Source organism: Fictibacillus phosphorivorans, from assembly GCF_023715845.1.
GTDB classification, from domain to species: Bacteria; Bacillota; Bacilli; order Bacillales; family Fictibacillaceae; genus Fictibacillus; species Fictibacillus phosphorivorans_D.
This window is the reverse complement of sequence record NZ_JAMBOR010000018.1, coordinates 46,858-64,019: the sequence shown is the minus strand read 5'-3', so window position 1 is coordinate 64,019 and position 17,162 is coordinate 46,858. Positions and strand designations below refer to the sequence as shown.

Sequence of the window (17,162 nt, the reverse complement as noted above, 5' to 3'; positions counted from 1 at the left end):
ATCTCCCCGGTGCTTTTAGTACAGATCAAACATATTCACTTCATGCTTCGTTTGTTTTAAATAGGTGAACAATTGTGCTCGATGATGGAAAGCATGGGTGACGATCTCAACAAGCCATTTTGCCTGTGTCATGCCTTTTTCAGCATAAAACGCTTTGGTCTCCTTGTTCAAAAATTCTTCTTCTGAAAGAGATAAAAAATATGACTTTAATAAATGATAACCTTCCTCAAGAACGTGGGTAAGTTCTGCCACATTTTGGGCTGATAATTTCTTTTCAAGTTCGCGAATTTCCTTTTCCGATTTTTCCTGAAGAATCGCTAAATCAACATGAGAGATTTGTACAAGGTGATTCGCCAATTCTAAAAACGTCCTCATATTTTCTGCTGGCCGAAAATCATATACGGATGGATCAGCTTTCTTCAATAATTGACTTGTTGTTCGAACGACAGTATAAAACTCTTCCAATAATGTCTCAGTTAGTGAAACAGTAGCATTCATTTTGTTGGCCCCTTATTTAAAGAATTCATCTCTTATTTATTCTTTGGCTAATCCGTTTTTCCTTTGAATACCCTCAAGGAAACTTCTCGATAATCGCTTAAAACAAAAAACCGCCCAATGGACGGTTTATTTCACATAGCTTCTGGCTACATGTCTCATTTTTCTATGCTTTTGTCTCTGACTGCGCATTCGCAGTATGACGAGAAATGCTAGTAACAGCAGCAACCCTCCATAAAGGAAAATACTTGCCTTTACAGCAGTCTGCATGAAAGTCGAATCTGCAGGTTCTTCTGGGTCTTCTTTAGAAACTCCGGCTACCTTTGCTTTCTTCTTTTCATTAAATAAACCATGTGAAAGCAACACTTCTCCATCTGCATTCTTAAGCTCAAGTTTTCCATCTGAAGTTACATCTTGAATGGGTTTTTCTCCCTTAGGCATGGTTACGGTAAGGTCCTCTTTAAGCGGATATGTCTCTCCATTAACAGCCTCTATTTCAGTTCCTGCTGAAAGGGTTTGTCTTTCAAAAGTTGAAAAACCGTAGTCACCGATCGCCATGGTGTCCCAATAGGCAGCCCGACTTGATGGAGCTTTTAACGTTACAATGATCACATCAAGATTTTCACGTGAAACAGCCGTTACAAGTGTATGCTTAGATTCTTCGACGTATCCGTTTTTAACCCCGATCGTACCCGGATAATCCCACAATAGCTGGTGATGATTTCGCAATGTCGTTTCCCATCCTTCACCAACCCAAGGGAGCTCTTTTGTAGATACAATCTCTCGAAACACTTCATTTTCCATCGCGTATTGTGTAATCTTAGCCATGTCTTCTGCGGTTGTGTAATGATCCACATCAAAAAGACCATTGGGGTTAACAAAATGCGTGTTATCCGCACCGACTTTATGAGCAAGCTCATTCATTTGATCTGCAAAGGAAGCTACATCTCCTGCCATATATTCAGCAATCGCGATGGCAGCGTCATTTCCTGAGTTGATCAAAAGACCTTGCACGAGCTTTTTCAGGGGTACCTGTTCACCTTCTAAGAGATAAACCCGTGTACCGTCCGCTTTAGCCGCTTCATCGCTTACAATGACTGACTCTTCTAACTTGCCTGATTCTATAGCCAAAATACCCGTAACAATCTTTGTAATGCTTGCTGGATACATTTGGTCCTTACTATTTTTTTGATATAAAATATCTCCAGTTTTCGCATCGATCATTACAGCGCTTTCGCTTTGGATATCCGGTATGTTTCCACCTGCTGCCTGCACAAATTGTGAATGCGCTAGAAAGACCAGTGAAAGAACAAGAAAAAGGCTAAGTTTTTTCATACTATTCCGCTCCCGTTAGTCATTTAATCTTCATAACTCTTCGCCAGTCAATTCTTTTCTATTATGGTTGAAATCAAATTGAAATCTATTAATTATCGCCATAAAAAAACAGGCGGTTTTATCAGTTGATACCTTTCGACAAAATCCGCCTGATTCCTTTACTTTATCGTCTTTTTTTCTCAGTTTTTTAGTCAAAGTGTTTCTTGTTTTTGGTACGGAGCAAGTCACCTGTCCAGCCCTTCATTTTTAGCCATATATAAATACCGATTGTTGAGACAACCATTAAAATTAAGGAATATAAATAACCATACTTCCATTCCAATTCCGGCATAATTTTAAAGTTCATTCCCCATAAAGCTCCAAGTACCGTCGCGGGTGTAACGATAACCGTAAACACCGTCAGGGTTTTCATGATCTTATTACCTCTGTGTGAAGATAAAACCTCTTCAAGGTTTAGAAGGGTATCGATATCTTGGCGGTAATGGGAGAGAAGCGTTAACGTACGATCAATTCTTGTTGTAATTTTACGATAAGCGGTAGTTTCCGTAATATCATCTAGCAATGCTTCTTTCATAGCCATTGTCGTTTCATGAACAGGCAGTGTTAAATCACTCCAATTAATCAATTCAATACGGCTATCATAAATGCTGTTTAGCAGCATCGTATGATTATTATCCTGTACATCCTGCTGAAGCTTTTTGAGCAAGACCTCAAACTGATCAATCCCATCTAGGAAATGGTTAACCAATTCCCCCATAAGAATTAAAAAGCCTTCAAATGGTGTTTCTTCTTCTAAAATCAAATGATCACTTGTTTCTTCAAAATTCCCTGCTATTTTAGAAAGATCAAGGCCCACTGTAATAAGAGAATTTGGTCTTAAATAGAAGTGAAATACTTCAAACTCTTCTTGATTCTTTGGGTCTTGTTTGTAAGTAAGTGAACCCCTTATAATCGGAGCCCCTTCATTATCTTTTTCAATCCTTAAATAGTTGATCTTTTCTTCTTTAATACGACTAAGCCAGTTTTGACAGCCTTTATTATTTGCTATCAATTCATTTATTTCTTCTTTATGGTATTCATGCTGATGCCAAGTCCAGCCATGTTTACTTTTATGATCCATACAAACCCCATCCTTTTTTAAAGCTTAAATAATGGTATAATCCCTCGCACCATTTTGTCTCAACCAGTTCAGCGAATTTTGCATAACTTGTGGATGGTACTCTGTTCCTGCCTTATTTAAATGGAGCCATATTGATCCCGCCTTTATGCTCGGTTTCACTTTTAATAAGGCGACGCCCACTATTTCTCCATCTTTTTTAACCATTAATACAGTCGTATCATCACGGTCCAGGTATTGAGGTAAATTTTTATGAAGTTCAGGTCGATCCTTACACCAACCTAACAGCTGGTTCAGATCATCCTTCTTCGCAAAATTAATATCCACTATCATTCCTCCCCAATAAATTACCCTGTATCCATACAAGCAAACCTAAACCATATCTGCAAAAGGAGCAAGAAAACTCATCAGCATTTGTCGATCTTCAGGAAAAGACATATTTAAAAGCTTCAGTTCTTCATAGGATACCCATCTTATATCGTAGATAAAACCGTCAGGGTCCTGTATGTTCGGGTAACCACCTGTGATATCTCCTAGAAAGTAATGAACTTTAAACGAGATTCCTAAGTTAGTACCTTCTTTTATATGAAGCTTTTCGTTTATTTTCACTTGATAGCCCGTTTCTTCCCACACTTCACGGATACAACATTCTTCAAGCGTTTCACCTTGTTCCAATCCGCCAGAAGGAACACTCCATTGCTTCTCTTGGGGTACCCTGAAGTACCATTAAAATTTTCCCTTCATTTAAACAAATACAACTCGTGCCTTCCCAAAACATTTAATCTCCCCCTTTACAGGAAAATTTTCTTGGACGCACCAAAAAAGTCCTGCGCATTTTGCACAGGACTTTCAACAATTATATGACTTTGGCTACTTCATTTACTTTTTGAGTATTCACGATTTTTCGGTTGCCATGATCCCACGTATAGATTGTCTTGCTGTTTTGTTCGAGTAATGAAAGGGAGTCGTTTGTGCATTCCACAATCTTAGAATGAGGGATCTCGTGCTCTTTTTGTTCACCCGTTTCGAGATCAATATAAACGATCTTTTCACTTTTTCCCGTTGAAAGATCTAGTTCATATACAAGCAGGTGACTATCCACTTGATAGAGGGCTCGGGGTGAGATAGATAATTTATATTCCGTAACGATTTTATCTTTTTCATTCAAAACCATGACTTTCTTTGGATCACCATTTAATACTGGAGCACCGGATACGTACACATACCCCTCATGACAAAGGATATCTGTCGGTGCCATGTTGCTTCCTAGGTTCACACGCTTCTTCTTTCCATTTCGGATGATATAGAGAACAGCTTGATCTTCTTCAACAATGTAGGAGGAAATATAGAGGACGTCTTGATTCATTTCTACTTCCCAGAGGTACCCGTTAACTCTCCACTCTTTTATTAGTTCTGGTTCCGTTTTTGAAAAGATAAGAACTGAGCCTTTCGAACCATCACCCTCACAAGCAACGGCTACACAAGAGTCGAATTCATAAAAGTTTGGCTGTCCCTTTATGACTTGTGACTTCAAGCAGCCGTTTTTATGATCAAAGATAAATAACTTATAGTCCTTCGATTCGTTATCGATTTTTTTGGAAAACCAGTAGTTTTTCTGGTTGTCCATAAATACTTCGGAGTAGGCAAATTCGCTCTCCTCATTTCTTACTACACTTCCGGCCTGTTCAGGATCACATGAGACATACAGCGAGCTCGTTTTCTCTGCAGTTCGTGATGATAATTTATACATTTTGGCCATAGTACTCTCTCCCTTCAAATTTGGCGCCGGTTCCGACATGACTTTGCTTTATGTAAAACTCGGTTATCGAAATAATCAATTTCTAGCAAAAACTTTGTATTTTCTGTTATATTTATCTTAACAAACAAACAGCTGATTCTGTATTGGGAAAAATGGTAGGAAAGATGCTTGTTAATTGGGGGTCCAGCATGACAATTTTCCCAAGTTCTGAAAGGGGGATTTTATGGTCGGTCAACGAATAAGATATTATAGGAAAACCAAAGGCCTAACCCAGGAAGAGCTGGCACAAGGAATTTGCTCTGTTTCTTACTTAAGTAAGATTGAGAAAGGGGATGCCAAATCAAGCGAAGAAGTCATTAACATGCTCTGTGACCGTCTAGGTATTTCGCCGGAGGAAGTTGATGCTGGTAAGATCCTCGAAATGCTTAATGAGTGGAACATGATGATGGTAAATAGGCAATTTGAGGAGGCAGCAAAAGAGTATCTTGAGATTAAGGAAAGAATGAAAGGTGTTAGTGAACCAAACCTTTTGTTGAGATATCGGTTATTTAAAGCACGTTATTATTTAGTACAAGAAGAAACCAATCTTAATAATGCAAGAATTGAACTTGATGAAGTAAAGCATTTGTTTGAACAGCTTCCTCACGATTTAAAGTTTTATTATTATAAATTTGAAGGTATGTATCATAGCTTTATTAAACAATATCAACAAGCCCTTACTTATTTTAATAAAGCTGATAATCAATTCAATCAAGCTATTAATATCTCAGAAATTGAAGCTGCAATTGTTTATTATTTAATTGCATTAACTCATAATTTTTTGCTGCGAATAACCTCAGTAGCTAACTATTCATTCAAAGCCATTTCCATTTTTGATAGAGAATATTGTTATTCAAGAAGTGCTGATTGCCAAATACTTTTAGGTCTAAGTTACCGAAGAGCACGAAACTACGAAAAAGCTGAATATCATTTAAAACTAGCATTAAAATACTCTACATTGTTTAAAGATGATACAACTAGTGGTATTATATACCATAATTTAGGTTATGTTGCTGCATGTAATAATGAACATAAAAAAGCAATTGAACGTTATAAAAAAAGCTTAATATATAAAGAAAGCCAATCAGTTCAGAATACGGCTTCCACGCTCTACCTATTAGCAACAGAATATTATAATTTAGGAGAAATTGAGAAAGCCAGAGAATTAATAGTCACCGGTTTAAGTTATGTTGATGAAGATAATGAAGTATACTACCATTTAAAAATTTTAGAATATAAGCTTGAAGGATTAGATAATCCAGAACTACCTATTTTCCTTAGTAAGTTTGCTATTCCTTACTTTCATGAAAAAGGGATACTTGAATACGAAGCTACCTTTTCAGAGCTATTAGCTGATATTTATTTCGATCAAGGCTTATATAAAAAAGCTAGTCAATATTATCGAATTGCAAATAATGCAAGGAAATATATATTTTAATAGGGGGATTTAGAATGAAGAAAATTTTTGCCTTTTTAATGGTTTTTATGTTAGGGATAAGTAGTACTTATTTTTTTAATCAACACATCAAAACAAGCTCTACTGAGAATAACCCTGGTATTCGATCTGTGGAGCTAACGGCTACTGAGAACAACCCTGGTATCCGTTCTATGTCACTTACTGCTACTGAGAACAATCCTGGTATCCGTTCTATGTCACTTACTGCTACTGAGAACAATCCTGGTATCCGTTCTATGTCACTTACTGCTACTGAGAATAACCCTGGTATCCGTTCTATGTCACTTACTGCTACTGAGAACAATCCTGGTATCCGTTCTATGTCACATATTGCTACTGAGAACAACCCAGGTATTCGTTCTATCTCACTTACTACTGAAAATAACCCTGGTATTCGTTCATAAAAAGCTCTCATATGAGAGCTTTTTTCATGCACTTATAACCACCTTCGTCCCGATCGGAACTAACTTAGAAAGCTCCATTACGTGATTGTTGTGCATTCGTATGCAACCTTTTGATACGTATTTTCCGATTGATGACGGATTGTTTGTGCCATGTATTCCATAGTGCGGACGGGATAGTCCCATCCACATTACACCAAATGGCCCTCCTGGATTGGGTGCTTTATTGATAATGGTGTAGGTTCCTGTAGGGGTAGGTGTAAGCATTTTCCCGACTCCAATGGGATAACGTTTAATTACTTTGCCATCCTGTGCTAAGGCGAGTCTCTTCCTGGTTGTTGATACGTAGATCACATAAGGCATAAGGTGATACCTCCCGCTTTAGCTTATGCAGGAAATAACGGTTATGCCCCTCACTGGTCGACTTGCTCTTTGAACATGAAACAGACTTCACTATGTGAGGCGGGTATTCTGCCTGTTGCTTCTAAAAAGCTTTCTGCCGTCGTTAAGCCGAAGTGTTTAAATGTTTTCTTTAGTAACTTCTGTTTTTCTACCTTTTCTTCCGGCAGCTGGTCCAAAAAAGCATCAAAGCTGCCATACTTACTTATAAGTGCTGCCACCCGTTTAGCATTTTCGATCGTGGCCTCTATCTTCTTCCGATGTCTTACGATTCCTGCGTCAGCTACTAATCTTTCAATATCTTCTTCATCAAACTGTTTGACCTTCTCAACATCAAAATCTTTAAACGCTTTCCTGAAGTTCTCCCTTTTATGAAGGATCGTTCTCCAGCTTAACCCTGATTGGAACAGTTCCAGTGTTAAACACTCAAACAGCTTGTTATTCCCTTCTGCCTTCTTACCCCACTCTTCGTCATGATAGAGCTGCAGCATCTCACTTTCTTCACTCCATTTGCATCGGTTCATCTCTTACCTCTCCTTTTTTATGTAAAAGAAAAAAGTACAGCATCGTACCGCTGTACTTTTATTGAGTTGCTCTCATTTCTGAAAATGGATAGATTACCACTTCTGAACGCCCTTCGATCGAATTAATATCGATCAGACCTAATCCATTTCTGGAATCCATACTGTTCAATCTGTTATCACCCATAACAAATACTTTGCCTTTTGGTACTTTCAACGGCCCAAAATCTTCAGTTAAGTACACACCTAGGCTTTTTGCTTCTGATTTGTTTTCCCTAAGATATGTTTCTTTTACTTTTTTATGATTAACATAAAGGACGTCACTCTTCATTTGGATAACGTCTCCCTCAACTCCTATGATCCGTTTAACATATCTTTTATCTTCACCTTTGATAATAACAATATCACCCTTTTTTGGTTCAGAAAAAGCATAAACAATTTTGTTAACATACAACTTATCCTGATCATGAAGGGTAGGTGACATGGATGCTCCTTCAACCATGTAAGGTGCGAAGAAATAAGCTTTCGTTATGAAAACAAAAACAAGTGCAAAACCGATTGCTTTAAGCCAGCTTACCCATTCACTTTTATGCTGTTGGGTCTCTTTTTCTTGTTCGATCATGTCCTCATCACCTCGGCGCTACAATTTCTATTTTAATGCGGTCTGGATCCTCAAAAAATAAAGCGTAATGCCCATCCCCTCCAGCAAAGGGATAGTTCGTATCGTATAAGAAAGATACTTTATTTTCCTTTAATTGTACACGAAGGTAGTCCACATGCGCACGTGATTTAGCCCAGAAAGCTAAATGATTCAGGCCCGTATGTTTACGATGAAACGAATATTCTTTGTATTTGGCTTCTGTTTGTGTAAAGACAAGATACGTTGAACCATTTTTATAACTTATTCCTTTGTCCCATTCTTGAAAGGGTTTGTAACCTAGTTCAGCCATTAACCAGCTGTAAAATGATTTTGTCCGTGCAAGGTCATGAACATTAATTTCAACGTGGTGAAGTCCTTGAGGTGTGCGCATTCTATGAATATCTCCCTATACAACCCTTTAAATTATAAAAAGGTAGTTATTACACTTTTAATCTTATACAAAATAGCCTACAATGGTAAAGATTTCCGTTTTTGAAACAGGAGGGTTACCCATGACCGCAAAAACCAAACACGCAGCAATCTTCCTGGCTATTTTTCTGCTTTGGATGAAAACCTATATTGTTTCTAAAGTTTCATTTACGCTCCCGGCAGATCATTTCCTGCAAGAAATTTTATTATTTATTAATCCGCTTAGTTTTCTTGTACTCTATTTTAGTTTCGTTTACTTGTTTTCACCCTCCAAAAGAAGAAGCGTCATCATGTGGATGGCTTTTATTTATAGCTTTATCCTATACGCCAATGTCGTCTATTATCGTTTTTTTACAGATTTCTTGACCATCCCTGTCCTTTTTCAAATGAAAAACGTTGGAGATATCGGCAACAGTGTGTATGAACTCGTATATCTAACAGATCTATTCTATTTTACCGACCTAATTCTTTTAGCCTGCCTTTTAAAAAAGCCTTTATGGCATTCAGACCATTCCATTCAATCGAAAGAAAGAAGAAAATTTGTTGCCTATGGTCTAGCCGTTTTGGCTGTACACATAATCTTAGCTGAAATTAATCGTCCCCAGCTGCTAACACGCACCTTTGACAGAGAGATTCTAGTAAAAAGTTTAGGAACATTTAATTATCATCTGTATGACATCATGCTTCAGTCAAAAACCTCCATGCAAAAAGCACTGGCAAATAATATCGATGCAGAGGAAATTCTGCATAAAAATAATAAAACAACAGAAAAGAATCCTAAATTATTTGGGATAGCTAAAGGTAAAAATTTAATTGTGGTCTCTCTTGAATCCACACAAAATTTTGTGTTGAATTATGAAATCAATGGTGTGGAAGTTACACCTTTCTTAAACGAACTTGCAGAATCCAGCTATTATTTCTCTGATTTCTATCATCAAACGGGACAAGGTAAAACATCTGATTCTGAATTTCTACTCGACAATTCCTTGTACCCGCTGCCAAGGGGCGCTGTTTTTCAGACCCACCCATTGAACACTTACAACTCAATACCTAAGATCTTAAAGACTAACGGTTATTATTCGGCTGTTTTTCATGGAAACAACAAAAGTTTTTGGAATCGGGATGTAATGTATAAGACGATGGGGTATGATCAATTTTTCAGTGAGGAATTCTATAAGGTTACGGAAGAAAATACGATAAATTATGGATTAAAGGATATACCGTTCTTTCAACAATCCATACCCTACTTAAAGGAACTGCCACAACCCTTTTACGCAAGAATGATTATGCTTACGAATCATCACCCTTACTTGATCAATGAGGAAGAGCAGTGGGTGGAACCCTATCCAGTAGATGATGGAACAGTAAGCCGGTATTTTACTACTGTCCGTTATGCGGATGAAGCCTTAAGGCAGTTTTTTAATGAACTTAAGAGATCAGGTCTCTACGCAGATTCCGTGGTAGTCGTGTATGGCGATCATTACGGGATCTCCGAACGCCATCATACAGCAATGGCTGATGTTCTCGGAAAAGCGTCAATTACACCCTATCACCAAGTTGAGCTTCAGCAGGTCCCTTTATTTATCCATATCCCTGGTAGAAAAGGGAAAGTCATGGAGACTGTAGGCGGGCAGATTGACTTAAAACCTACCCTCCTTCATCTTCTGGGAATTGAAGCAAAGAATGATGTTCGTTTTGGGACAGACCTTTTTTCCAAAGATCATGAGGAATTAACGATACTACGTAATGGTTCTTTTATTACGAGCGATTTTATTTACACGAATGAAACATGCTACATTAAGCCATTTGGCGCACCTGTTGATATCTCAAAATGTGAACCTTATATGGAAAGAGCCAAAGAAGAACTCGATCAATCTGATCAGATTATTTATGGTGATCTCTTGCGGTTTTTAAAAGTAAAGTGACTCGAAAGGTGAATCTCTTCTGACTTTTGGAGGGGATATTTTGATTTTAGGAAGAAGGCTATTTTATAGCATTTCTCATTCTAATCATCGAATAATGCAAAGTAGTTTTCGGCAGTTGATCGCTAAGTGGTGTAAGGGAAGGCAAGATTCTAAGCTCTACACCCTTTTTAACCAATGCTTCTAACAATGATCCTACTGGCTTCACTTCGAGAGGGTGCTCCGTTTCATAAGATACGAAATAACCTGCACCTTCATCCATAATAGTAAAGTGATCGGGGGCAAATGAATATCGATATAATTTTGTCTTTTCTAGACGTTCTAGCCAACCGCTCTCAATGGCAATGATCTTATCTGCTGAGGTTGTATGTAAATACTTTTCACGGTCTATAGCGCTTGTTTCAGGGGTCGCCCAAAATCCAATTCGAGGGCAATCACGCGGAAAAAGATATAAAGGAGAGCGCTCCCCATCGATCGCCCAAACCATAGGTGGACGGTCAGGAAAACTCTGATGTTTCCTTGGATGAAAGATATCGATAGTATCCTCTTCTGAAAAATGGTAGAGCATGTGAAACCTCCTTTTGATACAACTCTAGACGAGGGGTATTTTAAAAAAAGGAATCTTCTATTAAAGAAGATTCTGCATCCTTAAGAAGAAATCTAATTACTAGTTTGTATAAATTCGATCTCCTCACCATCTGGTCCTTCATAAAATACTGTTTTCCACCCGTTTTCTAGGTTAAAAGGTCCTTCGGATGGTGATATCCCAGATTGTTGGAGCTCTGTTATTTTATTTTCCATATGATCTACAGAAAAAGCAATATGAGTGGTGCGGGAATCAGGCATTGTTTCTGGGATTAATTCTAACCTAAAGCCGGCACCTGTTAAAAACATGAGGTCAAAGTTATTCCAATTTACTATCTCTTTTTTCTCAACAGGCAAGATGGTTTCATAGACTTGTAGTGACTTTTCAAGATTTGTAACGTATACCCCAATATGATGAAGCATGCTTATTTCTCCTATAAGATCAGATTCATATCTCCAAATTCGTGCCACAAATAACCCTGTTCGATCGCACCTTGATAAGCTTCATACAACTTATCTTGATCAACAAATGCAGAAAGGAGCTGTAGATGACTCGCTTCAGGTTCGTGCATACCTGTTATCAATCCATCACAGATTTGCAGTTTTGTATCTTTTGTAATGTATAAGTTCGTCCAGCCTGTGTGAGCCTGCAATCTCCCCTTCTTAAGAGCCACGGTTTCTAAAGCTCTGACGACCGTTGTACCTACTGCAACTACTCGACCTCCACTTTTTTTTGTCTCATGAATTAGGTTTACTGTCTCTTCAGAAACCTCATAGTTTTCAAAATTTTCATCTGGTCCCTTTTGCCACTTATCATCCAGAAGATAACTGAGTCCTGTGTGAAGTGTAATATATGCGATTCGGACACCTTTCTTTTGCAGTCGGAAAAGAAGTTCCCAACTGAATGCACGCCCTGCTGACGGCATTTCAACGGAACCCGGAATGGTTGCAAATACCGTTTGATAATAATCTAGATTCCAAGGTTCTTGAATGTACTCGTACCTCACAGGTTCTCCAAGACTATAAATCTGGTTATATAGAGAGGAGCAGCATAAGCTAAATGCGAGGGAAACAAAAGGTGTTTCGGATGATTGTTCGACTACTGTTGCCGTAAGTGTTGGCGAAAATCGAATCACATCTCCTTTCACAAGGTTTCCGCTCACCGGAAGGGCTTCCCAAAGTGACTCATTCTTTCTGTGAGCGAGTCTCACTTCGACTTCTGTTCCGTCAATCTCTCTTATACTTTTTAAAACGGCAGGAACTGTACGGCTCACATTCAGTACGAGGAGATCTCCTTTTTTTAAATAACGGTCCAGCTGATAAAATTTCGTATGTTCTGTCTGACCTGTTGTCTTATTTAATACCATCATCTTCACGTAATCTCGGCGAAGCCCCCTGCGCTCAGGTGGTTCTTTTGCATTTAATTCTTGTGGAAGCTCAAACTTCATAGCAGATTCCATCAGTTTTCACTCCCCTCAAGCTGAAACGCCTCTGCTTCGAATCTTTTGCCAGTGATATGTTTTGATGCGTCTGATGCTAAGTAGCCAAATACAGCGGTAACATCTTCAGGTTTTGCGAGCTCATAATCACAATCTGGAACCGCTCGCTCGTGCATATCTGTATCCATTTCACCAGGGTCCACCATGTTTACACGTACCCCTGAACCATTTACTTCATCCGCCCACGTTTCTGTAAGACCTTCCAATGCAAACTTTGATATGCCATACGCTCCCCATCCTGCATAGCCTGTTGCACCTGCCTCAGATGTGATGTTAATGATACTTCCCTGCTGTTTTTGCAGCATGATCGGGAGCACTCGTCTTGTTACGAGAAATGGTCCGATCGTATTAACGCGCAATACCTCTTCAAAATCTTGTTCAGGATAATCCAGCAGATACGGCATCGGGCTTGGGCCTAATATAGACGCATTGTTGATGAGCACATCAATTCTTCCGAAGTACTCTTCAGACAATGCTACAAAACGTTCCACATCTTTTGTTTTAGACATATCTGCACTTATTGCCAATACGTTAGCTCCCCATGTTTCTGCCTTCTCTTTCACCTTTTGAATCTCTACTTCATTCCTTGCACATATGGCTAGATTGTATCCTTCTCTAGCAAAAAACAGCGTAAGCGCTTTCCCTAATCCCTTTGATCCACCCGTAATCATGGCAACTTTTTTCATTTTTAGCCCTCCCAGAGTGTTTTTCATTCTTATAAACTTTTTATACATTTATGTTTACTAAGTATTTAAATTATAATTCCCAATAATTTCATCCGTCAATGAATTAGTTTTACAAATCTTTCGACAAATTCTTAACATAGAGAAAACCTTGCCGCAACAAGGTTTTATTTAAGCCGGAATGAAGCTCCATCCATAATCTCAACATCTTTTCTTTCTTTTATTTCCCTCATAAGCTGAAAAAGAGCTACATCCTTTTTCTTGGATTCAATCATGCAGTCGATATGTTCCACGCTCCCTTTTACTTCCTTTAGAAAATCAAATAACATCGAAACATCTACATAATCTGCGTGATGTCTAAACTGCTTTTCACTTTTAGGACTGGAAATGTGCATCTTTAAAGGTAGCGGGGATCGTTTCCATGATTCTACCACTCTAGGCCAGTGCTGAACCCAATTTTCATCCTGGTGGTAGGCAAGGTGATGGTGATAGTCAAATACAAGCGGTATCTGAAGTTTTTCGCATAAATAAAGAGCATCTGCCATCGTAAAAGACGTGTCATCATTTTCGAGCATAATCATCTTTTGGATCTGAACGGGAACGAAAGCCCAATTTTGTACAAATCTCTCAAGTGCTACATCTGTCTCTTTGTAGTTGCCCCCCACATGCATCACACATCGATGGGTTGGATCAATCCCCATATTTTTTAAGAGCTTATAGTGAAGCTGAAGAGTTTTTAAAGAGTTCTTCAAGACTTCTTTTTTAGGAGAATTGATCAAAACAAAATGATCAGGATGAAAATCCAGCCTCATCTTATGCTTTTGAGCAAAATGCCCCATCTCATGAAGAGCATTCGTTAAAGGACTGATATAATCCCAGTCTAGTAAATCACTGTGATTGGCAAGAGGTATCAACCGTGAAGTCATCCGATAAAAAGTAACATCATGAGCGACTGCATGTTTTAAAATCCTCAATGTATTGGTTACATTTGAAAGTGAAATTCGTTCAAGTTTTCGTAATCCCGCTTCTCTATTCTGAAGCTGGCTAAACTGTTTATATGTCATTGTCTGTGAGGGAGAAGCATTCTTCAGTTCCATGCTCATCGCAACAAATCCAAGTCGAATAATAGTCATTGGTCACACCTCTTTTCATCATTAACCAGTATGACCTTATGAAGGTGTCGTTTAACCTAATTTCATACAAAAGGGCTTAATTGCTGGCATTTTTACTTCAAAATAAAAAACACTGTCCTCCTAATCTTGAGAGCAGCGGTTTAAATCTTTACATTTGCGGTAAATATCGTCGGGCTCCTGCGTAACGATCTTTCCAATACTTTGTGTTTAATGATTGAATGCGTACCCCTTTAGAGGTAGCCGCAAATTCTTCGTTCCCAAGATAAATGCCAACAAATGAAATGCTTTTGCCGTTTATTTTAAAGAAAACAAGATCTCCCATTTTCTCCTTTCCTTTCACAACAGCCGTTCCTCCCTCATATTGTGCAGCTGTCGTTCTTGGAAGACTTTTATCCACTACATTTGTTCTAAAAATATATTGGGTAAACCCTGATGCATCAAACCCTTTAGGTGGTACCGCCCCATGGAGTCCCTTTGAAAGAGTTTAGCCGTTTCTGTTACTTCTTGATCATAGGATGGTGAAGCTTTTACTATGTTTACACCACCTAGAATTAATAATGCAGCGAGCCCTAATGAAACAAATGCGATAAGTATGCGTTTCATCTCATACATCCTCTCTAAAATTAGCTCTTACACTCTATTAGTCGATGGGCTGAAACGCAAAGTTACTTTTTTCCCATAAGAAAAAGACTGCAAATTGCAGCCTTTTTCGATATTTTTATTGATAGTGATATACATTTTGTCCTTTAATACCTTCTATTGGTTTATTTAGCTGATAAGGTCCGATGGCTTCTAATCCCGTATTGTTAAACTTGACGGTATCGTAATCATAGCTTTTCGCAGTAAGCAAGATCGCATCAATCATCATCTGATGTTCTTGATTATCTGGCTGAAGTTTAAATGAATCAGGGAATGTTATTTCAACTGAATGTTTTCCAGTTATTTTAACTTCTAATTCTAGATTTTTGGGAAGCAATGGCTTCAAACCACGTTCTTGTTCTTCATCCATAACTTCAAGGGCATCATCGAGATCAGCTGGCATGTCATCCGCTTCCTGACCTGCAGAAAAAAGGCTGACAATAAAGGTGTCTGTTGTTGGTGCATCATATCTGAAATGAGGAGCACCAGGAACTTCTAGGTTCCACCCTTTCACTAGTCCATAGTTTGGGAATTCGTAACCCGTTTTGCCTTCTGTTCTGAATTCAACTTTATATTTTTGATTTTCATTTGAGAAGGTTAAAGCAATCAGGTTTTTGAGCAATGGCTCTTCTGCTTCATAAATGGATCCTGCCGGCCAGTCGATGATTACCGTTTCCTCTTCTTCCGTAATCTTGGCGCGCTGCAATGGACTTTCCATAAGTCCAGCTGATGCTGGCTTAAATTTCTGTAGCTGTTCGTTTACTTTATCCAAGTATTGATTTGGCTTCGTTATAAAGCTTACTGGTATTGCAAGCTGGGCCTGCTCATCCAAGTATCCTACTGTAACCCAATCCCGCTCTGTCTCGGTGCTTTGCAGGGAGCTCTCTTGAATAGGACCATGATATGAAACAGGCGCTGTTTTATTATCAAATTTCAAACTAACTTCTCCGTCTGTAGTCATGGTTGTATTCATTTCATTAGACTCTTTCTTAGCTTCATGCTGCACCACCTTATTTTGCTCCTTCGTTCCACCATTCTTCACAAGTTCAGGAGCAAAAACACCAAAAATCACAAGTGCACAAGCAGTCGCAAGAGCGGGAAGACTCCATGTCGGAAGCCGCTTCCCTTTATTGTTTTTATATTCAACCTTCGCCTCTACCTTTAGATACAGTTCTTGTTTGGATTGGCGGTCTTTTATAGGCGGCAGACTTTTAAGATGTTGTTCAATTTTTTCATCGTTCCACTTAATTGGTTCCATCTTTCAATTCCTCCTCCAGGCCCGGTTGTTGATCCAGCCATTTGCGCAGTTCTTTTATGGCCCGGTGCTGGGTGGTTTTCACTTTGCTTTCTGTCCAACTTAATACTTGCGCAGTTTCTGAGATAGATAATGACTGAATGTACCGAAGCACGAGTACCTGCTGCTGATCTAACGTACAGCGTTTTAGCATTTTATATAAATCTTTATAAGACTCTTTTTTTGCTAATAACTCATCTGGAAGGGGGTCCTGATCTTTTAGCAAACTTTCACTTTCTTTAATGTCAAAGATCAAAAATCGTTTGTTGCGTCTTGATTGTTTTCTAAGCCAGTCAATGGCCACATGCCTAGCTATCGAATACAACCATGTTTTTTCTGAACTTTTTCCTTCAAAACTTTTATACGCGTTTAGTACCCTGATATAAACTTCCTGAACAAGATCCTCCGCCGATTCACGGTTTCGGACCATGTAAAAGAGAAATTGGAACAACGCGTGGTGATATTCATCGTATAACCGGTCGAACGTTTCCTTCACCAGAATGGCCCCCTGTCTATCTATATATGTAGTCGTGATTATTCGTAAAAAGTTACATTACAAACATGTTACTCTATTAGTCTACTCTTATTTCCAGCTACACGAAAGGACTATTTTGTCGATAATTCCCAACAAAAGGGGTATTTCTTAGACAAATAAAGTCGTTAATTAGGGGGGCTTTTAAAAAGCATTAAAGTTAAATTAGAGTTGCTACTGATTTACCAATCTCTACAGATTTTATGACTATTAGACCTTATATGGATATAGGGACTTTATATTCTTTCCCCTTATACACCTCTCATTTGGTTATTTAGCCAAGG

Annotated in this window: 21 protein-coding genes and 1 pseudogene; 3 read left to right on the top strand and 19 right to left on the bottom strand. The window is 38.5% G+C overall.

The features are described from left to right. Window positions 1-15: 15 nt before the first annotated feature. The 6 genes and pseudogenes from M3206_RS13985 to M3206_RS13960 all read right to left on the bottom strand — a co-directional run bounded on the left by M3206_RS13985 (window position 16) and on the right by M3206_RS13960 (window position 4,706). Window positions 16-498: a DinB family protein gene (locus tag M3206_RS13985; protein ID WP_251313142.1), complete on the bottom strand. Its 483-nt coding sequence runs from the start codon at window positions 496-498 to the stop codon at window positions 16-18. A 126-nt stretch (window positions 499-624) separates the two neighbouring features. Further along, entirely contained in the window at window positions 625-1,830 is a 1,206-nt protein-coding gene (locus tag M3206_RS13980) for a D-alanyl-D-alanine carboxypeptidase family protein (protein WP_251313141.1), read from the bottom strand. Between the two features lie 187 nt (window positions 1,831-2,017). Continuing rightward, a complete protein-coding gene (locus M3206_RS13975; protein WP_251313140.1) occupies window positions 2,018-2,950 on the bottom strand; it encodes a magnesium transporter CorA family protein in 933 nt (310 codons plus the stop codon). A 24-nt stretch (window positions 2,951-2,974) separates the two neighbouring features. Next, window positions 2,975-3,274, bottom strand: a complete 300-nt coding sequence (locus M3206_RS13970) for a hypothetical protein (RefSeq protein ID WP_251313139.1) — start codon at window positions 3,272-3,274, stop codon at window positions 2,975-2,977. A 45-nt stretch (window positions 3,275-3,319) separates the two neighbouring features. Beyond that, window positions 3,320-3,725, bottom strand: a pseudogene (locus M3206_RS13965) (NUDIX hydrolase). Window positions 3,726-3,803: 78 nt separating this feature from the next. After that, window positions 3,804-4,706: a hypothetical protein gene (locus tag M3206_RS13960; protein ID WP_251313138.1), complete on the bottom strand. Its 903-nt coding sequence runs from the start codon at window positions 4,704-4,706 to the stop codon at window positions 3,804-3,806. A gap of 223 nt (window positions 4,707-4,929) precedes the next feature. On the opposite strand from M3206_RS13960, the gene M3206_RS13955 reads away from it, so the two are divergent. Both M3206_RS13955 and M3206_RS13950 read left to right on the top strand, forming a co-directional pair. Continuing rightward, window positions 4,930-6,183, top strand: a complete 1,254-nt coding sequence (locus tag M3206_RS13955) for a tetratricopeptide repeat protein (protein ID WP_251313137.1) — start codon at window positions 4,930-4,932, stop codon at window positions 6,181-6,183. A gap of 14 nt (window positions 6,184-6,197) precedes the next feature. Continuing rightward, complete coding sequence (locus tag M3206_RS13950; protein WP_251313136.1) at window positions 6,198-6,605, top strand: hypothetical protein; 408 nt, start codon at window positions 6,198-6,200, stop codon at window positions 6,603-6,605. Window positions 6,606-6,629: 24 nt separating this feature from the next. Here the strand turns inward: M3206_RS13950 and M3206_RS13945 are convergent, their stop codons facing one another. Genes M3206_RS13945 through M3206_RS13930 form a run of 4 tightly spaced genes read right to left on the bottom strand, consistent with a single transcriptional unit; the run spans window position 6,630 to window position 8,553 of the window. Beyond that, window positions 6,630-6,965: a L,D-transpeptidase gene (locus M3206_RS13945; protein ID WP_251313135.1), complete on the bottom strand. Its 336-nt coding sequence runs from the start codon at window positions 6,963-6,965 to the stop codon at window positions 6,630-6,632. 50 nt (window positions 6,966-7,015) lie between these two features. Then, the gene (locus tag M3206_RS13940) at window positions 7,016-7,525 is read right to left on the bottom strand and encodes a DNA-3-methyladenine glycosylase I (RefSeq protein WP_251313134.1); all 510 of its coding nucleotides are present in this window, start codon (window positions 7,523-7,525) and stop codon (window positions 7,016-7,018) included. A gap of 58 nt (window positions 7,526-7,583) precedes the next feature. After that, window positions 7,584-8,141, bottom strand: coding sequence for a signal peptidase I (gene lepB / locus M3206_RS13935; RefSeq protein WP_251313161.1), 558 nt, complete (start codon window positions 8,139-8,141; stop codon window positions 7,584-7,586). Window positions 8,142-8,151: 10 nt separating this feature from the next. After that, entirely contained in the window at window positions 8,152-8,553 is a 402-nt protein-coding gene (locus M3206_RS13930; RefSeq protein ID WP_251313133.1) for a VOC family protein, read from the bottom strand. A 121-nt stretch (window positions 8,554-8,674) separates the two neighbouring features. Here M3206_RS13930 and M3206_RS13925 point away from each other — a divergent pair, with 121 nt between their 5' ends. Next, window positions 8,675-10,516: an LTA synthase family protein gene (locus M3206_RS13925; protein WP_251313132.1), complete on the top strand. Its 1,842-nt coding sequence runs from the start codon at window positions 8,675-8,677 to the stop codon at window positions 10,514-10,516. Window positions 10,517-10,574: 58 nt separating this feature from the next. Here M3206_RS13925 and M3206_RS13920 read toward each other — a convergent pair whose 3' ends face one another. From M3206_RS13920 to sigX, 9 genes are all read right to left on the bottom strand, one after another. Beyond that, on the bottom strand, window positions 10,575-11,081 hold the full coding sequence (locus M3206_RS13920) for a DUF6886 family protein (protein ID WP_251313130.1): 507 nt from the start codon (window positions 11,079-11,081) through the stop codon (window positions 10,575-10,577). A gap of 92 nt (window positions 11,082-11,173) precedes the next feature. Beyond that, window positions 11,174-11,521, bottom strand: a complete 348-nt coding sequence (locus M3206_RS13915) for a VOC family protein (protein WP_251313129.1) — start codon at window positions 11,519-11,521, stop codon at window positions 11,174-11,176. A gap of 11 nt (window positions 11,522-11,532) precedes the next feature. Continuing rightward, the gene (locus tag M3206_RS13910; protein WP_251313128.1) at window positions 11,533-12,558 is read right to left on the bottom strand and encodes an S-adenosylmethionine:tRNA ribosyltransferase-isomerase; all 1,026 of its coding nucleotides are present in this window, start codon (window positions 12,556-12,558) and stop codon (window positions 11,533-11,535) included. After that, complete coding sequence (locus tag M3206_RS13905; RefSeq protein ID WP_251313127.1) at window positions 12,558-13,283, bottom strand: SDR family NAD(P)-dependent oxidoreductase; 726 nt, start codon at window positions 13,281-13,283, stop codon at window positions 12,558-12,560. The genes M3206_RS13910 and M3206_RS13905 overlap by 1 nt, the downstream gene beginning before the upstream one ends. A 164-nt stretch (window positions 13,284-13,447) precedes the next feature. Further along, on the bottom strand, window positions 13,448-14,413 hold the full coding sequence (gene uvsE, locus M3206_RS13900) for a UV DNA damage repair endonuclease UvsE (RefSeq protein WP_251313125.1): 966 nt from the start codon (window positions 14,411-14,413) through the stop codon (window positions 13,448-13,450). A 148-nt stretch (window positions 14,414-14,561) separates the two neighbouring features. Next, window positions 14,562-14,828 carry a C40 family peptidase gene (locus M3206_RS13895; RefSeq protein WP_251313160.1) on the bottom strand — a complete coding sequence of 89 codons (267 nt, stop codon included), beginning with the start codon at window positions 14,826-14,828 and terminating at the stop codon, window positions 14,562-14,564. Continuing rightward, entirely contained in the window at window positions 14,810-15,016 is a 207-nt protein-coding gene (locus M3206_RS13890; RefSeq protein ID WP_251313124.1) for a hypothetical protein, read from the bottom strand. The genes M3206_RS13895 and M3206_RS13890 overlap by 19 nt, the downstream gene beginning before the upstream one ends. A 115-nt stretch (window positions 15,017-15,131) precedes the next feature. Then, entirely contained in the window at window positions 15,132-16,310 is a 1,179-nt protein-coding gene (locus tag M3206_RS13885) for a hypothetical protein (protein ID WP_251313123.1), read from the bottom strand. Beyond that, window positions 16,297-16,842, bottom strand: coding sequence for an RNA polymerase sigma factor SigX (sigX, locus tag M3206_RS13880; protein ID WP_251313122.1), 546 nt, complete (start codon window positions 16,840-16,842; stop codon window positions 16,297-16,299). The genes M3206_RS13885 and sigX overlap by 14 nt, the downstream gene beginning before the upstream one ends. Between the last annotated feature and the right edge of the window lie 320 nt (window positions 16,843-17,162).

What these genes read in the sequence shown, in the direction of transcription:
- M3206_RS13985 (WP_251313142.1), bottom strand. Translation starts at nt 498, where the DNA reads ATGAATGCTACTGTTTCACTAACTGAGACATTATTGGAAGAGTTTTAT.
- M3206_RS13980 (WP_251313141.1), bottom strand. Translation starts at nt 1,830, where the DNA reads ATGAAAAAACTTAGCCTTTTTCTTGTTCTTTCACTGGTCTTTCTAGCG.
- M3206_RS13975 (WP_251313140.1), bottom strand. Translation starts at nt 2,950, where the DNA reads ATGGATCATAAAAGTAAACATGGCTGGACTTGGCATCAGCATGAATAC.
- M3206_RS13960 (WP_251313138.1), bottom strand. Translation starts at nt 4,706, where the DNA reads ATGGCCAAAATGTATAAATTATCATCACGAACTGCAGAGAAAACGAGC.
- M3206_RS13955 (WP_251313137.1), top strand. Translation starts at nt 4,930, where the DNA reads ATGGTCGGTCAACGAATAAGATATTATAGGAAAACCAAAGGCCTAACC.
- M3206_RS13950 (WP_251313136.1), top strand. Translation starts at nt 6,198, where the DNA reads ATGAAGAAAATTTTTGCCTTTTTAATGGTTTTTATGTTAGGGATAAGT.
- M3206_RS13945 (WP_251313135.1), bottom strand. Translation starts at nt 6,965, where the DNA reads ATGCCTTATGTGATCTACGTATCAACAACCAGGAAGAGACTCGCCTTA.
- M3206_RS13940 (WP_251313134.1), bottom strand. Translation starts at nt 7,525, where the DNA reads ATGAACCGATGCAAATGGAGTGAAGAAAGTGAGATGCTGCAGCTCTAT.
- M3206_RS13930 (WP_251313133.1), bottom strand. Translation starts at nt 8,553, where the DNA reads ATGCGCACACCTCAAGGACTTCACCACGTTGAAATTAATGTTCATGAC.
- M3206_RS13925 (WP_251313132.1), top strand. Translation starts at nt 8,675, where the DNA reads ATGACCGCAAAAACCAAACACGCAGCAATCTTCCTGGCTATTTTTCTG.
- M3206_RS13920 (WP_251313130.1), bottom strand. Translation starts at nt 11,081, where the DNA reads ATGCTCTACCATTTTTCAGAAGAGGATACTATCGATATCTTTCATCCA.
- M3206_RS13915 (WP_251313129.1), bottom strand. Translation starts at nt 11,521, where the DNA reads ATGCTTCATCATATTGGGGTATACGTTACAAATCTTGAAAAGTCACTA.
- M3206_RS13910 (WP_251313128.1), bottom strand. Translation starts at nt 12,558, where the DNA reads ATGGAATCTGCTATGAAGTTTGAGCTTCCACAAGAATTAAATGCAAAA.
- M3206_RS13905 (WP_251313127.1), bottom strand. Translation starts at nt 13,283, where the DNA reads ATGAAAAAAGTTGCCATGATTACGGGTGGATCAAAGGGATTAGGGAAA.
- uvsE (WP_251313125.1), bottom strand. Translation starts at nt 14,413, where the DNA reads ATGACTATTATTCGACTTGGATTTGTTGCGATGAGCATGGAACTGAAG.
- M3206_RS13890 (WP_251313124.1), bottom strand. Translation starts at nt 15,016, where the DNA reads ATGAAACGCATACTTATCGCATTTGTTTCATTAGGGCTCGCTGCATTA.
- M3206_RS13885 (WP_251313123.1), bottom strand. Translation starts at nt 16,310, where the DNA reads ATGGAACCAATTAAGTGGAACGATGAAAAAATTGAACAACATCTTAAA.